The organism is Paraburkholderia solitsugae, assembly GCF_013177695.1.
Lineage (GTDB): Bacteria > Pseudomonadota > Gammaproteobacteria > Burkholderiales > Burkholderiaceae > Paraburkholderia > Paraburkholderia solitsugae.
The window spans coordinates 108,103-128,595 of sequence record NZ_WOEY01000115.1 but is presented as its reverse complement, the minus strand read 5'-3'; the positions used below and the strand labels follow the sequence as shown (position 1 = coordinate 128,595).

Genomic DNA, 20,493 nt, shown 5'->3' with positions numbered 1-20,493 from the left:
GCCATGGTGCAAGGTGTACCCATGATTGCGATGAAAGATCCGCGTAACGATGACAAGAGCCTGTGGGTCGGCTGGGACGAGTATCACCGGCTGATCGAACTGCTGGCGTTGGCCGTGCATGAGTCGGGCTGGAAGTTCGACAAGATCCTGTGTCTCGCGCGCGGCGGTTTGCGCGTCGGCGATCAGCTCTCGCGTATTTACGATCTGCCGCTGGCGATTCTCGCGACCAGTTCGTACCGCGAAGCGGCCGGCACGGAGCAGGGCGAACTCGACATCGCGCAATACATCACGATGACGCGCGGCGAGCTGCATGGCAACGTGCTGCTGGTCGACGACCTGGTCGATTCCGGTGTGACGCTGGCACGCGTGCAGCAGCATCTGAAAGAGCGCTATCCGGCGATCACCGCGGTGCGCTCGGCGGTGCTCTGGTACAAGGGCTGCTCGAAAGTGAAGCCCGATTACCACGTGCAGTATCTGCCTACCAATCCGTGGATTCACCAGCCGTTCGAGGAGTGGGATACGGTTCGCCCGCATAATCTCGGTGCGTGGATCAAGCGCGGTATGCAGCAGGAGTCGTCGGGCACGTGATGCGCGCTACGACGCCGTACTTATCGCGTCGTAGCCCGTGCAGTGCCTGCAGAACGGAGTCCGGTTGGGCTCCGTTTTTTTATGTGCGCCGTATGCATTGAGTGTGAGTGCTGGATGCTAAGCGCGTGCTTAGTGTGTACGCCGTAGCACGGGCTGCGAACGGCGCTCCGCAGAATGCGCTTGCCGGCGCCGGCGAAACGCCTGACGCAGCAGACGCGCCTAAATCGCGGTGCTACACTTCGCGGACCATCCACGTGGTGTATCCACAACAAGCCGGGCGGCGCTAGGCGGGCAGTTTAGAATAGCGGTCGTTTTTTCCGCTCAGGGAACGGATTTCCTCGCGTCTATGACAGATAACAATCACGTGCACAAACAGCCTCTGCCTTCCCTCGCGATTGCCGCGATCGGAGTGGTGTTCGGCGATATCGGCACGAGCCCGCTGTACTCGCTGAAAGAGGCGTTCAGCCCGTCACATGGCATTCCGCTGACCGATCAATCGATTCTGGGCGTGATCTCGCTGCTGTTCTGGGCGATCGTGATCGTGGTCAGCATCAAGTACGTATTGTTCGTGATGCGTGCCGACAACAACGGCGAAGGCGGTGTTCTCGCGCTGATGGCGCTGGCGCTGCGCTCTGTCGACCAGAAGTCGAAAGCGGCCGGCTTGCTGATGATGCTCGGCATCTTCGGTGCGTGCATGTTCTATGGCGACGCGGTGATTACGCCCGCCATTTCGGTGATCTCCGCGGTCGAGGGTCTGGAGATCGCGGCACCCAATATGTCTCATCTGGTGTTGCCGCTCACCATGGTGATTCTCGTGTTGCTGTTCTGGATTCAGCGGCATGGCACGGCCACCGTCGGCCGCCTGTTCGGCCCGATCATGGTGGTGTGGTTCCTGGTGCTCGCCGCGCTGGGGCTGTGGCACATCGTTCAGTCGCCGAACGTGATCCGCGCGCTGAACCCGTATTACGCCTACACCTTCATGGCCGCACATGTGTTGCAGGCCTACGTGGTGCTCGGCTCGGTCGTGCTGGTGCTGACTGGCGCCGAGGCGCTCTACGCCGACATGGGTCACTTCGGCGCCAAACCGATCCGGATGGCGTGGTACGTCCTCGTGATGCCTTCGCTGGTGCTGAACTACTTCGGCCAGGGCGCGCTGCTGATGCATGACCCGAAGGCGATCGAAAACCCGTTCTTCCTGCTCGCGCCGGATTGGGCGTTGCTGCCGCTCGTGGTGCTGTCGACGGTGGCGACCGTGATTGCGTCGCAGGCAGTGATTTCCGGTGCCTATTCGCTGACGAGCCAGGCGATCCAGCTCGGCTACGTGCCGCGCATGAAGATCATGCACACGTCGGAACTGGCGATCGGTCAGATCTATGTGCCGGTGGTGAACTGGATGCTGCTGTTCATCATTCTGTGCATCGTGATCGCGTTCAAGAGCTCGGACAATCTCGCCGCCGCTTACGGTATTGCGGTGACGGCCACCATGGTGATCACTACGGTCCTCGCCTGTGTCGTGATGGTCAAGGTGTGGAAGTGGAACAAGTTCCTCGTGGCGATGATCATCGGTGTGTTCATGGTGGTCGACTTAGGCTTTTTCGGCGCCAATCTGCTGAAGGTCGAAGAGGGCGGCTGGTTGCCGCTTGGCATCGGCGCGTTGCTGTTCTTCCTGCTGATGACGTGGTTCAAGGGCAGGATGATCGTCAAGGAGCGCACGGCCGCCGACGGTATCCCGCTCATGCCGTTCCTGCAGGGCTTGCTTGCGCACCCGCCGCATCGCGTGTCGGGTACGGCGATCTATCTGACCGGCAGTGATTCGCTCGTGCCGGTGAGTTTGCTGCACAACCTGAAGCACAACAAGGTGCTGCACGAGCGCACCATTTTCCTGACCTTCATGACGCTCGATATTCCGTATGTGAAGGATGCTGAACGCGTGACGGTCAAGGATCTCAACGGCGGCTTGTATCTCGTTAAAGCGGCGTACGGTTTCAACGAAACGCCCGACGTGAAGGCGGTGCTGCTCGAGGTGGGCCGCACGCACGACATGACGTTCGAGTTGATGGACACGTCGTTCTTCCTGGCGCGCGAAACGGTTGTGCCGACGCAGTTGCCGGGCATGTCGGTGTGGCGCGAACGTGTGTTCGCATGGATGCATCAGAACGCCGCCAAGCCGACCGACTTCTTTAGCATCCCGGCCAACCGGGTGGTTGAGTTGGGGACGAAGATCGAGATCTGACGACGGACCCAGGTTCGTTAGCGCCTTGCATGCCGGGGCGCGGTAAGTGACGAGCGACAAGCGATAAAAAAGCCCACGCAATTGCGTGGGCTTTTTTTCGTCGCTCAGTCGCTCGAATATCAGCGCGCGAGTGGATCGCGCGCTGATGAATCCGCTTACTTCTGCTTGAGCTTGGCGAATGCCGCGGCCATTGCGCCGCCCGCTTCCGGTTCACGCGAGCGCGGTTGCTGCGCGCCGCGTCCACCACCGCCGCCGGAACGGCCGCGGTCCTGCTGGGCGCCGCCACCGCTGCGCGGCGCTGCTGCCGCGCCGAACTCGTCGTCCAGGCGCATGGTCAGCGCGATACGCTGGCGCTTCACGTCGACTTCCAGCACCTTCACCTTGACGATCTGACCGGCCTTGACCACTTCGTGCGGGTCTTTGATGAACTTCGTCGACAGGGCCGACACGTGCACCAGACCGTCCTGATGCACGCCGATGTCGATGAACGCACCGAAGGCGGCCACGTTCGTCACGACGCCTTCGAGCACCATGCCCGGCGTCAGATCGCTAACCTTCTCGACGCCTTCACGGAAGGTCGCGGTCTTGAACTCGGGGCGCGGGTCGCGACCCGGTTTTTCGAGTTCGAGCAGAATGTCGCGCACGGTCGGCAGGCCGAAGCGTTCGTCGACGAATTCCGCCGGCGACAGGCCGCGCAGCGCCTCTCGATTGCCGAGCACTTCGCCGACGTGCTTGCTGATCTTCGCGAGCATGCGTTCCACGACCGGATAGGCTTCCGGGTGAACCGAGGAGCGGTCGAGCGGGTTTTCGCCGTTGTTGATGCGCAGGAACCCGGCGGCCTGTTCGAAGGTCTTGTCGCCCAGACGCGGCACCTTGCGCAGATGTTCGCGCGAGGGGAACGGGCCGTTTGCATCGCGATAGTCGACGATATTGCGAGCGAGCGTCGCGTTCAGACCCGACACGCGCGCCAGCAAAGCGACCGACGCTGTATTGGCATCCACGCCGACCGCGTTCACGCAATCTTCGACCACTGCGTCGAGCGAGCGGGCCAGTTCGCGCTGATTCACGTCGTGCTGGTATTGGCCGACGCCGATTGCCTTCGGGTCGATTTTCACCAGTTCCGCGAGCGGATCCTGCAGACGGCGCGCAATCGACACGGCGCCGCGCAGCGACACGTCCATGTCAGGGAATTCCTTCGCCGCGAGTTCAGAGGCCGAATACACCGATGCGCCGGCTTCCGACACGACGATCTTCTGCATCTTGAACTCCGGATGACGCGCGATCAGTTCGCTCGCGAGCTTATCCGTTTCACGCGACGCCGTGCCGTTGCCGATGCTGATCAGCTCCGCCTGCGTCTGCGCGCAGATGCGCGCCAGTTTCGCGATCGAACCGTCCCAATCGCGGCGCGGCTCGTGCGGATAAATCACGTCGGTGGCGAGCACTTTGCCGGTCCGATCGACCACTGCGACTTTCACACCGGTGCGCATACCCGGATCCAGGCCGATCACAGCCTTCGGGCCCGCCGGCGCTGCCAGCAGCAGGTCCTTCAGATTGCGCGCGAACACGCGAATCGCTTCGTGCTCGGCTTCGTCGCGCAGATTCGTCAGCAGCTCGTTTTCGATGTGCGGCTGCACTTTCACGCGCCAGCACCAGCGGCACACGTCGGAGAGCCACTTGTCGGCCGGGCGGTTCTGATTGGCGATACCGAAGTGGCGCGCGATCAACGCTTCGCCCGGATGCGGCACCTGCGCGTCGAGTTCTTCGCCGAGCCCCAGCTTGACCATCAGCACGCCCGCGTTGCGGCCCCGGAACAGGGCCAGCGCGCGATGCGACGGGACGGTCTTGATGGTTTCCGCGTAGTCGTAGTAGTCGCGGAATTTCTCTTCTTCCGCGTTTTCCTTGCCTTCGACCACTTTCGACGACACCACGCCCTGGTTGAACAGGTAGTCGCGCAGCTTGCCGAGCAGATCCGCGGTTTCGCCAAACTGTTCGGAGAGGATGTCGCGCGCGCCGTCGAGCGCGGCCTTGATGTCGGCGACGCCTTTTTCGGCGTCCACGTAGGCGACGGCTTCGGTTTGCGGGTCGAGCAGGGGATTGGCCAGCAGCGCGTCGGCGAGCGGCTGCAGGCCGGCTTCGCGGGCGATCTGCGCGCGCGTGCGGCGCTTCGGCTTATACGGGAGATACAGGTCTTCCAGCACCTGCTTGCTGTCGGCGCCTTCGATCGCGGTGCGCAGCTCGTCGGTGAGCTTGCCCTGTTCGTCGATGCTCGCGATGATCGTGGCGCGCCGGTCTTCCAGCTCGCGCAAATAGAGCAGGCGCTCCTCGAGATTACGCAGTTGCGTGTCGTCGAGATTGTCGGTCACTTCCTTCCGGTAGCGGGCGATGAACGGAACAGTCGCTCCTTCGTCGAGAAGTTGCACCGCGGCCGCGACCTGGCGCGGCTGGACGGACAGTTCGGCGGCGATGCGCTGTACGATCTTGAGTGCTACGGTTTCCGTCATAAGGTCTTGGTGTTCCTGCTACTCAATCAAAGGTCGCGCGGCAATGGCACACGCCGCGCCCACGTCGGGCACGCCGGTGCACGCGGGGCGTGCGCGCTGCGACCAGGTTGCTGGAGCGGGGCATTTTGCCATAAATGCCAAAGGGCTCAACCGCAGGGTGATAGAATTTCGGGCATGTTCCGTTGACCATTTACGACGTTGCCAACCTCCTTGTCCCTCAACCGCCTGGGCTCCCGCTTGGTCTCTCGCTTGTCACAATTGCCGCTTTTTCTGTCGCCGCGTTTGTCATGCTTGCCGCTTACATCGCTCGTTTCGGCGTCGCGGTCCGTGTTCAAGCCTGCGTTCCCGTCTAATGGGATGTTTTTCGCTTCATGCACCGTGTGCGTCATGACCGCTGCGCTGACCATGTCCGCGCCGGCCGTAGCGCAATCCGCGGCGCCGCTCGAGGCCGCCAGCAGTCTCGCCCCGGCAGCCGTTGCGGGCGCGCAGGCGGCGAGTGCGGCGGGCGCAACGAGCACCAAGAACGCCACGGGCGCGGATAATGCCGGCAACGCTGCGAATGCTGATAACGCGGCATCGCCTGACAGCGCATTCGACGCGCGGCAGAAAGTGCTCGATCAGCGCACCGAGGACAACAACTACCGTTACGCGGTCGCCGAACACGATTGCTACAGCAAGTTCTTCGTCAACCACTGTCTGGACAAGGCGCGCGACAGCATGCGCTCGGTGCAGGCCGACATACGCAAGGAACAGCTCGCGCTCGACGGCGAACAGCGTGTCCAGCGCGCCCGTGAGCGTGACGAGCAGGCGGCGCTCAAACGCGCACAAGATGAAGCGAGTGCGCCGCAACGCGCCGCCGACGACGCGCGCAACGCACAGGCCTACGAAGACAAGCAGCGCCAGCACCAGCTCGACCAGGCACAGCGCGCAGCCGAGGCGCCGCAGCGCAGCGCTAACGCAGAAGCCTATCAGCAGAAGCAGCAACAGCATGCGCTGGATCAGGCGCAGCGCGGCATCAGTCCGTCGCAAGCCGCAGCCAATAGCCAGGCGTACGACCAGAAGCAGGCCGATTTCCAGCGCAAGCTCGAGCAAGCGCGTCAGCAGGGCGCACAAAAGGCGCAGGAGCGGGTAGAGAAGCAGCAGAGCTTCGAGAAGAAGCAGGCCGATGCAGCGCAGCACAAGGCCGACGTCGAAGCCCGTCAGAAGCAGGCGGCCGAGAAAGCCGAGCAGAAGCGTCAGGACCAGTTGAAACAGCAACAGGAACTTGAAGAACAGCAAAAGCAGCAGCAGGAACAACAGTAGGTGCTGTAGCGGGTTCTGGTAGGGTTGTAGCAGGACAGTAGTCGCAGTAACGCGTTTTAAGCCGGACAGCAACCTCAGGCATCGGGCTGCACCACGCAGCCCGGGCCGCTTACGAGAGGAGGCGAGCATGCGCGATCAACATCACGTCATCACCACGGACACACTTCGCGACCGTATTCTGCAGCTGGAATCGGAGCATAGTGGGCTCGATCGCTTGATCGACCGAATGTCGGATGAGCCCGGCATCGACGACTTCGAGTTGCAGCGCCTGAAAAAGCGCAAACTCAAAGTCAAGGACACCATCATCTTGCTGCAATTGCAGCTCGAACCGGACGCACGCGCCTGAGTTCGTGGCCTGGCAGGTGCCGGGTCGCGCCGCGCGCGCCGGACTTTGCAGGAAACGCTTGCCTTGAATTTACCGCTTGAAACTTCCCCGCCTGCCGCGGCGGGCGACGACGCTCCGGTGGCCGGCGCTCCGGCACCGCGTGCGCCCACGTCAGCGCTCTCCGCGTCATTGAACCCGCGCCGCGTCGCTGAACTGGACGATATCTTCGCCGACAATGGCCTGCTTGCCCGTCAGATCGACGGCTATCGTTCGCGCGCGTCGCAGATCGAGATGTCGCGCGCCGTCGCGGCGGCCATGGAAGCGTCGGGCCGCGCGATGCCCGAGCCCGCGATGTTCGAAGCGCAAAAGCGTCCCGCGCGGCGTCTGCAATCGCCGGGCGCGGATGCTGCAACCGAAACCCCCGAAAACGACGAATCGAACGGTCTCGACGGCAGCGAAAACACGCTGATCGTGGAAGCCGGTACGGGCACCGGCAAGACCTATGCGTATCTCGTGCCGGCCATGTTGTGGGGCGGCAAGGTGATCGTCTCCACGGGCACCAAGCATTTGCAGGATCAGCTCTTTCAGCGCGACATTCCGACCGTGCGCGACGCGCTCGCCGTGCCGGTGTCGGTGGCGATGCTCAAGGGCCGCGTGAACTACCTGTGCCATTACTATCTGCAGCGCACAGCGGATAACGGCCGTCTGCCGTCGCGCCAGGAAACCTCGTATCTGCAGGACATCATTCGCTTCGCCAAGATCACGCGTACCGGTGACAAGGCCGAACTCGCGAGCGTGCCGGAAACGGCGGCGGTGTGGTCGATGGTCACGTCCACGCGTGAAAACTGTCTTGGCCAGGAGTGCCCGCATTACAAGGAGTGCTTCGTGATGCAGGCGCGCCGCGAGGCGCAGCAGGCCGACATCGTGGTCGTCAATCACCATCTGTTTTTCGCCGACATCATGTTGCGCGATACCGGCATGGCTGAATTGCTCCCGACCGCCAACACCGTTATCTTCGACGAAGCGCATCAACTGCCGGAGACCGCGACGCTGTTCTTCGGCGAGACGCTCTCCACGACGCAATTTCTCGAACTCGCGCGCGATTCCGTGGCTGAGGGTCTGGGCCATGCGCGCGAAACGGTCGACTGGGTGAAGCTTGGCTCGACGCTCGAACGCGCTGCGCGCGACGTGCGGCTGGCGTTCAAGGAAGACTCGGTGCGTCTATCGATCGGCCAGTTGCCCGACGATCATCCGTTGTTCCCCGCGCTCAAAACGCTCGAAACCGAACTCGATGCATTGGCCTCGGCATTGGCCGGTCAGGCCGAGCGTGCCGAATCGATCGGCGCGTGTTTGCGCCGCGCACGCGAGCTGCAAGGCGTGCTCGCGGGTTGGACCGCGCCACCCACCGAGACCGAGCGCGCAGCCGCTGAGCAAGCCGCGGCTGACACCAAGGCCGAGCGGGCCGATCCGAATGAAAAGGTGCGCTGGATCGAAGTCTTTGCGCACACTGTGCAGTTGCACGAAACACCGCTGTCGGTTGCGCCGATCTTCGCGAAGCAGCGTGCCGGCGTGCCGCGTGCGTGGATCTTCACGTCGGCCACGTTGTCGGTGCGGGGCGACTTCACACACTATGCGGCGCAGATGGGCCTGAACGCGAAACGTTCGATGACGCTGCCAAGTCCCTTCGACTATCCGACGCAAGGGCTTCTGTACGTGCCGCGTAATTTGCCGCAGCCGTCGTCGCCGATGTTTACCGACGCCGTGTTCGACGCTGCATTGCCCGCGATCGAGGCATCGGGTGGCGGCGTATTCATGCTGTGCACGACGTTGCGCGCGGTGGACCGCATCTCGGCTAAATTGCGCGACGCCATTGAAGCGCGCGGCTGGAACTATCCGCTGCTCGTGCAGGGCGATGCGAGCCGCACCGAGTTGCTCGATCGCTTCCGTGCGTACGGCAATGCGATTCTGGTGGGCAGTCAAAGCTTCTGGGAGGGCGTGGACGTGCGTGGCGATGCGCTCTCGCTGGTCGTGATCGACAAGCTGCCGTTCGCGCCGCCTGATGACCCGGTGTTGTCGGCGCGTCTGGATGCGCTGACGAAGAAGGGATTGAGCCCGTTTGCGGTCCATCAGTTGCCGCAGGCAGTGATTACGCTCAAGCAGGGCGCGGGCCGTCTGATTCGCGCTGAGACCGATCGTGGCGTGCTGATGATCTGCGACACGCGTCTCGTCGACAAACCGTATGGGCGCCGTATATGGCAGAGCCTGCCGCCATTCAAGCGCACACGTGAGATCGAAGTTGTGCGCGAGTTCTTCGAAGAGAACGCAACGCCGGGCTCAATAAACGATTAAGTGAATGCCGTTGTAAAAAGCGGCGCTTAAATGACAAAACGCCACGGATGTGAATCCGTGGCGTTTTGCTTTACTGTCTCGGGAAATCGAGGTGATTTCCCGAGGCAGTTTTCGCCCAGAGGCGAACCCTATGCGACAGCTTACTGGCTTGCGCCCGAAGCCGGAGCAGCAACCGAAGCGGCAGCCGTTGCATCCGAAGCAGCGGCCGTAGCCGAAGCAGCAGCGTCGCTCGCAGCAGCAGCCGCACCCGAAGCAGCAGCCGAAACGTCCGAAGCGGCAGCAGTTGCTGACGAAGCAGCAGCCGTTGCGTCGCTAGCTGCGGTCGTAGCTGCCTGATCGCTGCTCTTGTTGCATGCAGCCAGTGCCACAGCTGCCAACAGGGATGCTACGAGGAGGGATTTCTTCATGATCACGTCCTTTTATGGTTAAAGGTAAGCAACAGCGCAAAATAATACCGGTAATGTGCTCCAACACCGACCTGGGCCGCTGGTGGAGACGCTCTTTTGACGAGCTAGAATCTTCCCTACGGCTTGGGCGGAAATTATATGCACTTTCGTACTGACAATCCATAAATCCGGGGTCAATACGTTGTCTTTCTCATACAAAATTTCACAGTACGGTATAACAGGCGGGCAGAGTTACGCAAGCTCGCCCACTTGTATCCAGCCCGCACAATACCACTCGTGCAGCAGTGCTGTCACCGCCGAATCGTGCGAGAGTGTTACAAAGCGTTTCGCACTCATACACCGGTGGTCAGCGAGGTCAAACAACCACTTTTTCGCGCTCTCAAACGGCGTTTCCTCTCCATTTACGAAGAAAAAACGGCGGTTGTACAACAAATTAGTCTTGCGGTCGAGCCGAATACCGGACTTCGATGCCTGACTGATGAAACGAGCTGCATTAAGCGGCCGTTGCGGCGGATCAAAGACGACGCTCGGCTTCGGTTCGCTGAGGTACGTGCCAAGGAACGACGCAATGTCCTGCTCACTCCATTTGACTCCCGCAAGGATCGCGCCAACGCGTTCGATCAAGGCTGCGGGCAGTTCTGCCGGGCGCTCGACGGCGGGTTGTTGCGGGTCGCGATAAAGCGCATCGGGCCGCGCGGCCGACTCGCCGCGTTCGGCCAGATGATAGAGGAACTGCGCGGTCAACTCGCCGGCGGACGGGGCGCGAAAGCCGATCGAGCAGGTCATGCATTCGCCTTCGGCGATACCGTCATGGGCGATATGCGGTGGCAGGTACAACATGTCACCCGGCTCAAGCAGCCATTCCTCTTCCGGCTCGAAATGCTGTAAAACTTTCAACGGCAAACCCGGTTGGAGCGTCAGATCTTTCTGCGCACTGATCCGCCACCGGCGCTTACCTTTTACTTGCAAAAGAAACACATCGTAGGAATCGAAGTGGGGGCCGACGCCGCCGCCATCGCTTGCATACGAAATCATCAGATCGTCCAGACGCGCGTCCGGCACGAAGCGGAAGCGGTCGAGCAAGGCACGCGCGCGATCGTCGTAAAGATCCACGCCTTGCACGAGCAGCGTCCAGGCACGCTGCTTGAGCGACGGCAGTTCATCTGGCGCGAACGGGCCGTGCTCCAGTTGCCATTTGTTGCGAAAGTGCGTGATCAGACGCGCTTCGACTTCGTCCTGATCGGCCAGCTCGAAAAACGCGTCGCGCGACAGCGGCGCCTCCACGTTCGGGATCGCCTGGCGGATCAATAGCGGCTTTTTCTGCCAGTACCGGCGCATGAATTGCGACGGTGTCAGATTGCCGAGCAACGGCGTGGGCGTGTCGGGCGAGGGCGGGAGAATTGGGAGCGCCGGCTTTGAAGCCGATGAAGAATTCCGTGCCGAACCTGCATCGGCCGGGTGGTCAGTGGGCCGCTTGGGCATCGTATAATGTGAGTTGTATTCTGGAGAATCGAATGAAAATCGCAAAGAACACCGTCGTGTCGGTCGCTTATAAGCTATCGGATGCGCAGGGCAATCTGATTGAAGAAAGCGACGAGCCGATGGTCTATCTGCACGGCGGCTATGATGGCACGTTCCCCAAGATCGAGGAAGAGCTCGACGGCCACGAGGCCGGCTTCGAGACTCAGATCCAGCTCGAGCCGCAAGACGCGTTCGGCGAGTACGACCCCGATCTCGTGAAGATCGAGCCGCGCGATCGCTTCCCGGAACCGCTCGAAGTCGGCATGCAATTCGAGGGCACGCCGGAAGAAGGCGATGACGATCTCGATTCGCTCGTCTACGTGGTGACCGACGTGGCAGAAGACAAAGTCGTGCTCGACGGCAACCATCCGCTCGCCGGCATGGCGCTGCGTTTCGCGTTGACGGTCAAGGACGTGCGCCCGGCTACCGAAGACGAAATCCAGCACGAACACGCGCATGGCGCCGATGGCCTCGAAGTCCTCGACGACGATGACGACGAAGCCGAAGACGAAAAGTCAGGGCCCACGCTGCACTGAGCTTGCGGGCGTGCCGGGCGCACCTGAGGACGGACCCGGTGCACGCGGCAAAACAGGCGGGGCGGCCGAAGCGGGCGGGGCGGACATGGCGGGTCCATACTCGCCGTTGCCGTCGTCCGCCGGTTTGTATTGCGGCTGGTCGGGCTGCTGCTGAAGCGGTTGTGGCTGCCCGGGCGTCGGCAACAACGGCGGCAACTCGGAGGCCGGGCCTAACGCAGGCACGGCCGGCATCGAAGCTGCCGGCTCTTCGCGCGGCTGCACAGGCGGCGCCGTGGGCATCGGCATTTGCCTCGGCACATCGCGCACACTCACGCGGAACGGCGGTTTCTTGCCGAGATCCGCGTCAATCTGAATCCACTGGTTAAGACGATCATGCGGCGCAAGCGCGACACGCGTGAGATTCGTCACCAGCATCCCCTTGTCATTGCGTAGCGGCTGATCGATCGCGAAGCCGGCGCTCGTGCGTTCATCGTCGCAATGAATCACCAGCACGGGTCCGCGAAAAATCTGCGCGAGTTTGACGAGGCTGCGTTTGAATTCCAGAAAACCGTCGCGGCGCGTATTGCGAGCAAAGCGCAGCCACGCAAAACGGTCGGGCCGTTCGTAACGCTCTGGATCAGGGTCGCCCTGAATGAACACGACAATCGCGCGCGCGTCGCGGCGTTTCGCGTATTCGGCAGCGTGCTCGAGCCAGAATGCATTGGCGATCACGCGATCTTCGAACTCACCGTTGCGGCCGCCCGCGGTCAGGTAGTGATTGTTCGGACTCGGCGCGTTCAGACCGATAAACACGGTATCGCCGACTTGCCAGCGCACGTTCTCCCGAAACGGACGAAAGCGCGACACTTCACTCTCGCGCGTCAATGCGATCGGGTTCTGACCCATCGACGTGGAGTCGGTGAACAGGGTCTGGCGTAGCTGATCGAGCCGCTCGACCGGGTCGAAGCCGCCGGCCTCAGCCGTGCCGCAATCGGTCCAGTCGTGCTGGCCTGGAATGAAGAAGAGAGCGGGTCGCGACGTTTCGAGCAGCGCGTGGCGCCGTTCGTATAACGCATCGCGGCACGCTTCTTTCGCGCCCTTCAGATTCCCGTCGTAGACGATGAACGATACTTCGCGCTCGCGGCTGATCGCCTCGATCAACCGTTGCGTGGGCGCTTCGTCGGCGGGGCTTTGCATCGTGTTGGCGATGACCGCGAAGGCATAGCGCGGCGCTTCGGCGTGCGCGAGAGGGGCGAACGCCACGAGCGCCACCAGCGGCACGAGGCCGCCCGTGAGCGTGCGGGCGAGGGTCAGCGCCGCGCAACGTTTGCGCGGGCGCGGCGAGCGCCTGTGTGCGTCAATGGTCTGCATCCGGCGCGGCGGCCAGCTCGTGCAGTTCGTACAGCAGATCGAGCGCTTCGCGCGGCCGCAGATCGTTCGGATCGATGGCGCGCAGACGTTCGACGAGTGCCTGCATGGCCGGCGACACCGCCGCTGAGTCAGACCTGGTGTCGCGGTCGTCGTCGGCGTCTTCGACCAGCATGGGCATGGGGGCCGCGAACAGATCGAGCTGCGGTGCGGGTTGCGCCGCCGATTGCTGTTCGAGATGCGCGAGATGCTTGCGGGCTGCGCGAATCACTGCGTTCGGCACACCGGCCAGTTGCGCGACCTGCAAACCGTAGCTCTGATTCGCCGGGCCTTCACTGACCGCATGCAGGAACACGATGCCGTGCCCATGCTCGACCGCCGAGAGGTGCACATTGGCCGCATGGGGAAACTCGGCGGGCAACTGCGTCAATTCGAAGTAGTGCGTGGCGAACAGCGTATGACAACCGTTATGGGAGAGCAGATGCCGCGCGATGGCCCAGGCCAGCGCGAGGCCGTCGAAGGTCGACGTGCCGCGCCCGATCTCGTCCATCAGCACGAGACTTTGCGGTGTCGCGTCGTTCAGGATCGCCGCCGCTTCCGTCATCTCCACCATGAAGGTCGAACGGCCGCCGGCCAGATCGTCCGCTGCGCCAATTCGCGTGAAGATGCGGTCGATCGGACCGAATGCCGCGCGCCGTGCCGGCACATAGCTGCCGACATACGCCAGCAACGCGATCAGCGCGGTCTGCCGCATGAAGGTCGACTTACCGCCCATGTTCGGGCCAGTAATCAGCAGCAGTTTGCGCTCGGGCGTGAGCGTGCAATCGTTAGCGATGAATTGCTCGACCTGCGCCTCGACGACCGGATGCCGGCCCTGTTCGATTTCGATGCCGGTATCGGGCGAAAACGTCGGCGCGACCCAATCGAGTGCGCGGGCGCGTTCGGCGAAGGCCGCCAGCAGATCGAGTTCGGCGAGCGCCGCGGCGACCCGCTGGCAGTCCGGGATAAAAGGCAGCAGCGCTTGCAGCAGCGCGTCGTAAAGCGAGCGCTCGCGGGCCAGCGCGCGTTCCTGTGCGGACAGCGCCTTGTCTTCGAACGTTTTCAGTTCCGGCGTGATGTAACGCTCGGCGTTTTTCAGCGTCTGACGGCGGCGGTAATCGTCCGGTACCTTGTCAGTCTGGCCGCGCGTGACTTCGATATAGAAGCCGTGCACCTTGTTGTACTCGACGCGCAGATTGCCGATGCCGGTGCGTGCCCGTTCGCGCGTTTCGAGGTCGATCAGAAACTGCCCGCAGTTCTCCGAAATATCTCGCAACTCATCGAGTTCCGCGTCGTAGCCGCGCGCGATCACGCCGCCGTCGCGCACCATCGCGGATGGCTCCTGTGCGACCGCGCGCTTGAGCAGTTCGACGCACGCTTGCGGCGGTTCGAGCGACGCGTCGATACGCGCCAGCGAATCCGCATTGGACGAAACGGCTGCGAGTTGCGCGCGCAACTCGGGCAAGGCGATGAACGTATCGCGCAGGCTCGACAGATCGCGAGGCCGCGCCGACAGCAGCGCGAGACGCCCGGTAATCCGCTCGATGTCGGAGATCTGCCGCAACGCGCCGCGCAGCGTGTCAACGCTTGCTGCCGGCGGCGCGTCGAGCAATGCGCCGATGGCCTGCTGACGTGCTTGTGCCACAGCGGCTTCGCGCGGGGGATGATGCAGCCAGTGACGTAACAGACGGCTGCCCATCGTCGTGCAACAGGTGTCGAGCAGCGAGCACAGCGTGGGCGATTCGGTGCCGCGCAGCGTTTCCGTGAGTTCAAGATTGCGGCGCGTAGCGGGGTCGAGCCCGATATATTCGGACTCGTACTCGACCTTCAGGCTGCGCACGTGACGCAATTGCTGGCCTTGCGTGGCCGCCGCATACAGCAGCAGTGCACCCGCCGCGCCGCATGCCGCCGTCAGCGAATGCGCGCCGAAGCCGTCGAGGCCGGCCACTTCCAGTTGATCGCACAGACGCTGCGTGCCCGAGGCGATATCGAAGTGCCAGACCGGTACGCGGGTGAGGGCGCCCGCGTTGACGGGCGGCGTCCAGCTCGCGGACTCGGCGGAAGTATCGGCTACCAGAATTTCTGCGGGACGAATCCGTTCGAGCGCGGCGGCTACCTGGTCGGGCGCAACTTCGGCGAGGCGCAATGCGCCGCTCGCCAGATTCAGCCACGCGAGCCCGACGCCCGTTGCGACGCCGCGGCGGTTATGCGCGACGCACAGCGCCATCAGATAGACGTCGCTCTTGTCGGACAGAAGTGCCGCGTCCGTCAGCGTGCCCGGCGTGACCACGCGCACGACTTTGCGCTCGACGGGTCCTTTCGATGTAGCCGGATCGCCGATCTGTTCGCAAATCGCGACGGATTCGCCGAGCTTCACCAGCTTGGCCAGATACTGTTCCACCGCGTGATGCGGCACACCCGCCATCTTGATCGGATTGCCGGCCGATGCGCCGCGCTGCGTCAATGTTAAATCGAGCAGACGGGCGGCCTTTTCCGCATCTTCGAAAAAGAGCTCGTAAAAGTCGCCCATCCGGTAGAACACCAGCGTGCCCGGATGATCCGCCTTGATGCGAAGGTACTGCTGCATCATGGGCGTGTGTTGTGCGACGTCATTGGCCGCTGCGGTTTGAATACCCATCCTCGGTGTCTTCTTGCGTTAGCTGTTCAGGGCGTGAGTTTAACCTGCCGGCGCGGCGAGCGGACCCTGGCCGAACGGCCAATCCGCAAAGCATTTCAGAGCGCAATGCAAATTCTCGTGCCAGCCGGGCGACGCTCGCCATGCCGTCATTCTTCCACCAATGCCCGCATATCCACCGTGCGCTCATTCACAGCACTGCGCCGTTTGGCGAGCCACATCATGAATGTGATGAAACTGCCGAACACGACGATGATCCATTGCGCCGGCATCTTTGCGGTGAGCAGTATCGCGTAGGCGCCAAGCATCAGCAGAACGGCCAGATTCTGGTTGAAATTCTGCACGGCGATTGAATGCCCCGCGGAGAGGAGCGTCGCGCCGCGATGCTGGAGTATCGCGTTCATCGGCACGATAAAAAAGCCGGACAGCGCGCCGAGCAGGATCATCAGCGGATAGGCGAGCAGGATATAGATCGGCAGGACATACGAGCCGATACGAATGCCGGCGCCCGCTGGAAACAAGTCCTTGTTGTAGAACGCCACGGCGATCGCCACCGCGCCGGTGAGGATGCCGATCGGCAGTACGCGCAGCGACTTGCGCAACGGAATCAGCGCGGCCGCGGCAGCCGCGCCGACGGCGATGCCGAGACCCGTGACGCCTTGCATCACGGCGGCCTTCGACAGCGACAAGCCAAGGTTCACGTTCGCCCATTTGAGCACCAGCAATTGCAGCGTGACCGCACCGCCCCACATCAGCGTCGTGACCCACAGCGCGATCTGCGCGAGCTTGTCGGCCCACAGCACGTTGAAGCAGTGATAGAAGTCGCCGACCAGTTTTTTCGGCTCAGTCAAACGATTCGGATAACGCGCGCCGGTGTCGGGAATGAAGATGTTGATCCCCGCCGCGACGGCATAGGTGACCATCACCGCGAACATGGCCAGATCGGCGGAGGAGCGGATCAGCGGCAAATGCGCATGCGCGACGAATTTGTCGGCGAGGGTGCTGATCAGCGCGCCGCCGACCATCGTGCCGACAATGGTCGACAGGACGGTGGCCGATTCGAGCCAGGCGTTCGCCTTGACGAGTTTTTCCGCGGGCAGGAGTTCGGTGAGAATGCCGTACTTGGCCGGCGAATACGCGGCCGCGCCAAAGCCGACCACGCCGTACGCGATCATCGGATGAACACCGGCGATCATCATCAGGCAGCCGCTCGCCTTGAGCGCATTGGAGACGAACATGACGTGCCGCTTTTGCATCGCGTCGGCGAACGCGCCGACGAAGGGGGCGAGCAACACGTAGGAGAGGGTGAAGAACATCTGCAGCAGCGGCGTGACCCAGGCGGCCGAACGGATCACCGATAGCACGGCGATGGCGGCGATCAGCAGTGCATTGTCCGCGAGCGACGAAATGAACTGCGCCGCGATGATTGTGTAGAAGCCTTTTTTCATGAAGCGGATCGGAAGCTGCGCGCAACTCTGGCGCGAAGCAGGGCGCTGCGAAGAACGCGCGAAACGCAACCGACGATCGAGCGTGCCGGCGCGGCCTCCCGCTTTGTAGCACGAACGCCTGCGGGTTGCAGGCGCGCCAACGAAAAAGCGGCCGAAGCCGCTTTACGTGATGCTGATGCCGGCGCAGAGCCGGCCGGATAACGGGCTCAGGCTCCAGGCCGGGGATCTGAGATCCTTAAGCCGATTGCTGGCGCGTGCGGCTATAGCGCGACAGGATCGGGATCATCTGCGCATAGACCTTCGGATTGCCCGCGACGATTTCGCCGACGTGCAGGAAGTCCGAGTCGCCCGTGTAATTGCCGACCAGACCACCGGCTTCCGTGATCAGCAGGCTGCCAGCGGCGACGTCCCACGGATTCAGACCTTGCTCGAAGAAGCCGTCCATGCGGCCGGCAGCGACGTTGGCCAGATCGAGCGCGGCGGCGCCCGGACGGCGCAGGCCGGCGCAGGCTTCAGTCATTTCAGCGAACTGGCGGCCGTACGCTTCGAGGCCGTCCTTTTCGCGGAACGGGAAGCCCGTGCCGATCAGGCCGTCGGCCAGGCGGTCGCGCTTGGCGACGCGGATGCGGCGGTCGTTCAGGAACGCGCCGCGGCCGCGCGAGGCGGTGAACAGGTCATTGCGGGTCGGATCATAGACCACCGACTGCGTCACGATACCCTTGTGGGCGAGCGCGATCGACACGCAGTAATACGGGAAGCCGTGGATGAAATTGGTGGTGCCGTCGAGCGGATCGATGATCCATTGGAATTCGGACTCGTTGTCCGACTTGCCCGATTCTTCGGCGAGGATGGCGTGATCGGGGTAGGCGGTCTTGAGCGTATCGATGATCGCCGCTTCAGACGCTTTATCGACCTCCGTGACGAAATCGTTGTGCTGTTTCTTGCTGACCTGGAGGAGATCGAGGTCGAGCGACGCGCGATTGATGAGCTGAGCTGCACGGCGCGCGGCCTTGACAGCGATATTGAGCATGGGATGCATGAGACTGGATCCTTGTGCCGGGGCAGCACGGCTGCTGACCGGTAAATGAGCGCGGGATGAGCGCTGATTGAGCACCATCAAGGGGCGCGGAAACAACACGGAACGCACGTCCGATAAGCGACCGGGTGCGCATTCCGCCGACGGAGACGAATTGAATAAGAACGAGGCGCTGGACTTTTCGTAGGCGAAAACCGGGCGCGAATATCGGTATTTTACCTGAGTCCCGGCGCCACGGCAGCGATTGCTGCCCGCCACGCGGCAAGACGGCCGATTGGCGGGCATTTTGTGCGGCCGTTACGCGCAATTCGGAGCCGACGCGGGGTTGGCGCTACCATACGCATTCTTTACCTTGCAGAATTCCATCGTGGACCACACGCACCATTCTTCCGATCCCGCCGTGGCGGACCTGCGCGGCGGTTTTACGTCGACGCGCTTCGTGCTCGTCGAGCCCAGCCATCCCGGCAACGTCGGTGCCGCGGCGCGCGCGCTGAAAACTATGGGTTTCTCGCGCCTCGTGCTGGTGTCGCCACGCGTGCCGCACGTGCAAAGCGATCCGGAAGCCATCGCCATGGCGAGCGGCGCTGACGACGTGCTGGCATCCGCACACGTCGTGTCGACGCTTGCCGATGCGTTGAGCGGCGTGCATTGGTCGATCGCGCTGACCGCGCGGCTGCGTGAATACGGGCCGCCGCAATGGACGCCGCGTGCCGCGGCCGGTGCCGCGCGTGAGCAGGCGGTGCGTGGCGAGATCGCGTTGGTGTTCGGCAACGAGCGCACAGGTTTGTCGAATGAGGACGTCGAGCGTTGTAGCGCGCTCGCGCATATTCCGGCCAATCCGGCCTACAGTTCGCTTAATCTTGCGCAGGCCGTGCAGGTGTTGGCGTATGAATTGCGCACGGCCTATTTGTCTGATGGCGAGGCAACGCCCGCGATGCCTGCCGCGGCTCAGGTGTCCGCGGGGCAGGGCGAGCCGGTCGGCGCGCGGGCGGCGAGCGACGAGATCGAAAGCATGTACACGCATCTGGAAAGTGCGCTGGTCGCGCTCGAGTTTCTCGATCCGGCCAATCCCAAGAAGCTGATGTCGCGCTTGCGGCGCCTGTTCGCGCGTTCCGGTCTGGAGCGCGAAGAAGTGAATATCGTGCGCGGCATCGCCAAGCATATTCTGCTGAAGACCAAAGCGCCGGGCGACGACGCTTCTTAAGGGCAGCGCCCCCATCGACGACCTTGCCGGCAGCGTGGGCTTCCGGCAGGTTTCGCGCAATCGCCCTACAATTGCTCGAAACGTTCTAAGCAAAGCTGCCGATCTGCTATGCGGCAAGCATTCGCCATGCGTGGTGTTTCGCGCATGCGGTCTTTTCCCCCACGACACAGTTCCTGCCATGTTCACGAGACTTCGCGAAGACATTGCCACGATCCGCGAGCGCGATCCCGCCGCCCGCAGCGCCTGGGAAGTCCTCACGTGTTACCCGGGTCTGCACGCACTCGTGCTGCACCGGCTCGCGCACGCATGCTGGCAGGCTAAACGCCGCTGGCTCGCGCGTTTCATCTCGCAGATGGCGCGTTTCATGACCGGCATCGAAATTCATCCAGGCGCGACGCTGGGCCGCCGCGTGTTCATCGATCACGGCATGGGCGTCGTGATTGGCGAGACGGCGCAAATCGGCGACGACTGCACGATCTACCAGGGCGTGACGCTCGGCGGCACGTCGCTCACGCGGGGGGCGAAACGGCATCCCACGCTTGAACGCGGCGTGATCGTCGGGGCGGGGGCGAAGGTGCTGGGCGGCTTTACCATCGGTGCGGATGCGAAGATCGGCTCGAATGCAGTCGTCACGAAGCCGGTGCCGGCACGCGGCACGGCGGTGGGCAATCCGGCGCGCATCATCGTCCCGGCGGCGGCTGCCGTGGCTGCTGCGGCGGCGGGTTCGGCGAGCGTCTCGGCAAATGGCGCGTCGCGTGAGTCGAAGACTGTGCAGGAAAGGAGCGCATTCTGCGCCTACGGCATCACGCCGAATGCGGACGATCCGGTGTCGCTGGCAATTCACGGCCTGATCGATCACGCCGCCTCGCAGTCGAAGCGCATCGATGAGATCGTCGACGCGCTGGAGCGGCTGGGAACCAGTCTGGAAGGGCTGCAAGGCGCCGACGCGGCATTGCTCGATTTGCGGCGCCTATCGGCTGCGATCGCCGGCAAGGTGGATGGGGCGGCGGTGGAGCGCTAAG

General features: G+C 62.9%; 15 protein-coding genes. 8 read left to right on the top strand and 7 right to left on the bottom strand.

The window, feature by feature from the left end; translation table 11 throughout:
- Nucleotides 1–3: 3 nt before the first annotated feature.
- Together GNZ12_RS29285 and GNZ12_RS29280 are read left to right on the top strand one after the other, a co-directional pair.
- Nucleotides 4–588: a phosphoribosyltransferase gene (locus GNZ12_RS29285; RefSeq protein WP_172315638.1), complete on the top strand. Its 585-nt coding sequence runs from the start codon at nt 4–6 to the stop codon at nt 586–588.
- Nucleotides 589–934: 346 nt separating this feature from the next.
- A complete protein-coding gene (locus tag GNZ12_RS29280; protein WP_172315637.1) occupies nt 935–2,821 on the top strand; it encodes a potassium transporter Kup in 1,887 nt (628 codons plus the stop codon).
- 155 nt (nt 2,822–2,976) lie between these two features.
- Here the strand turns inward: GNZ12_RS29280 and GNZ12_RS29275 are convergent, their stop codons facing one another.
- Nucleotides 2,977–5,322, bottom strand: coding sequence for a Tex family protein (locus GNZ12_RS29275; RefSeq protein ID WP_172315636.1), 2,346 nt, complete (start codon nt 5,320–5,322; stop codon nt 2,977–2,979).
- A 357-nt stretch (nt 5,323–5,679) separates the two neighbouring features.
- Between GNZ12_RS29275 and GNZ12_RS29270 the strand changes: the two genes are divergently transcribed.
- The 3 genes from GNZ12_RS29270 to GNZ12_RS29260 all read left to right on the top strand — a co-directional run bounded on the left by GNZ12_RS29270 (nt 5,680) and on the right by GNZ12_RS29260 (nt 9,298).
- Entirely contained in the window at nt 5,680–6,624 is a 945-nt protein-coding gene (locus tag GNZ12_RS29270; RefSeq protein WP_172315635.1) for a hypothetical protein, read from the top strand.
- A gap of 127 nt (nt 6,625–6,751) precedes the next feature.
- Nucleotides 6,752–6,970 carry a DUF465 domain-containing protein gene (locus GNZ12_RS29265; protein WP_074282971.1) on the top strand — a complete coding sequence of 73 codons (219 nt, stop codon included), beginning with the start codon at nt 6,752–6,754 and terminating at the stop codon, nt 6,968–6,970.
- Nucleotides 6,971–7,033: 63 nt separating this feature from the next.
- Nucleotides 7,034–9,298, top strand: coding sequence for an ATP-dependent DNA helicase (locus tag GNZ12_RS29260; protein WP_172315634.1), 2,265 nt, complete (start codon nt 7,034–7,036; stop codon nt 9,296–9,298).
- 140 nt (nt 9,299–9,438) lie between these two features.
- Here GNZ12_RS29260 and GNZ12_RS29255 read toward each other — a convergent pair whose 3' ends face one another.
- Together GNZ12_RS29255 and GNZ12_RS29250 are read right to left on the bottom strand one after the other, a co-directional pair.
- A complete protein-coding gene (locus tag GNZ12_RS29255) occupies nt 9,439–9,705 on the bottom strand; it encodes a hypothetical protein (protein WP_172315633.1) in 267 nt (88 codons plus the stop codon).
- A gap of 231 nt (nt 9,706–9,936) precedes the next feature.
- Complete coding sequence (locus GNZ12_RS29250; protein ID WP_172315632.1) at nt 9,937–11,187, bottom strand: cupin domain-containing protein; 1,251 nt, start codon at nt 11,185–11,187, stop codon at nt 9,937–9,939.
- A gap of 32 nt (nt 11,188–11,219) precedes the next feature.
- On the opposite strand from GNZ12_RS29250, the gene GNZ12_RS29245 reads away from it, so the two are divergent.
- On the top strand, nt 11,220–11,762 hold the full coding sequence (locus tag GNZ12_RS29245; RefSeq protein WP_172315631.1) for an FKBP-type peptidyl-prolyl cis-trans isomerase: 543 nt from the start codon (nt 11,220–11,222) through the stop codon (nt 11,760–11,762).
- Here GNZ12_RS29245 and GNZ12_RS29240 read toward each other — a convergent pair.
- The 4 genes from GNZ12_RS29240 to GNZ12_RS29225 all read right to left on the bottom strand — a co-directional run bounded on the left by GNZ12_RS29240 (nt 11,742) and on the right by GNZ12_RS29225 (nt 18,270).
- Nucleotides 11,742–13,112 carry a hypothetical protein gene (locus GNZ12_RS29240; RefSeq protein ID WP_172315630.1) on the bottom strand — a complete coding sequence of 457 codons (1,371 nt, stop codon included), beginning with the start codon at nt 13,110–13,112 and terminating at the stop codon, nt 11,742–11,744. The two genes, GNZ12_RS29245 and GNZ12_RS29240, sit on opposite strands and share 21 nt — an antisense overlap.
- A complete protein-coding gene (gene mutS, locus GNZ12_RS29235; protein ID WP_172315629.1) occupies nt 13,099–15,786 on the bottom strand; it encodes a DNA mismatch repair protein MutS in 2,688 nt (895 codons plus the stop codon). Before mutS ends, GNZ12_RS29240 begins: the two co-directional genes overlap by 14 nt.
- A gap of 146 nt (nt 15,787–15,932) precedes the next feature.
- A complete protein-coding gene (lplT, locus tag GNZ12_RS29230; RefSeq protein WP_172315628.1) occupies nt 15,933–17,231 on the bottom strand; it encodes a lysophospholipid transporter LplT in 1,299 nt (432 codons plus the stop codon).
- A gap of 235 nt (nt 17,232–17,466) precedes the next feature.
- Complete coding sequence (locus GNZ12_RS29225) at nt 17,467–18,270, bottom strand: inositol monophosphatase family protein (RefSeq protein ID WP_172315627.1); 804 nt, start codon at nt 18,268–18,270, stop codon at nt 17,467–17,469.
- A gap of 364 nt (nt 18,271–18,634) precedes the next feature.
- Here GNZ12_RS29225 and GNZ12_RS29220 point away from each other — a divergent pair, with 364 nt between their 5' ends.
- On the top strand, nt 18,635–19,471 hold the full coding sequence (locus tag GNZ12_RS29220) for an RNA methyltransferase (RefSeq protein ID WP_172315626.1): 837 nt from the start codon (nt 18,635–18,637) through the stop codon (nt 19,469–19,471).
- 178 nt (nt 19,472–19,649) lie between these two features.
- Nucleotides 19,650–20,492: a serine O-acetyltransferase gene (gene cysE / locus GNZ12_RS29215; RefSeq protein WP_172315625.1), complete on the top strand. Its 843-nt coding sequence runs from the start codon at nt 19,650–19,652 to the stop codon at nt 20,490–20,492.
- Nucleotide 20,493 lies beyond the last annotated feature (1 nt).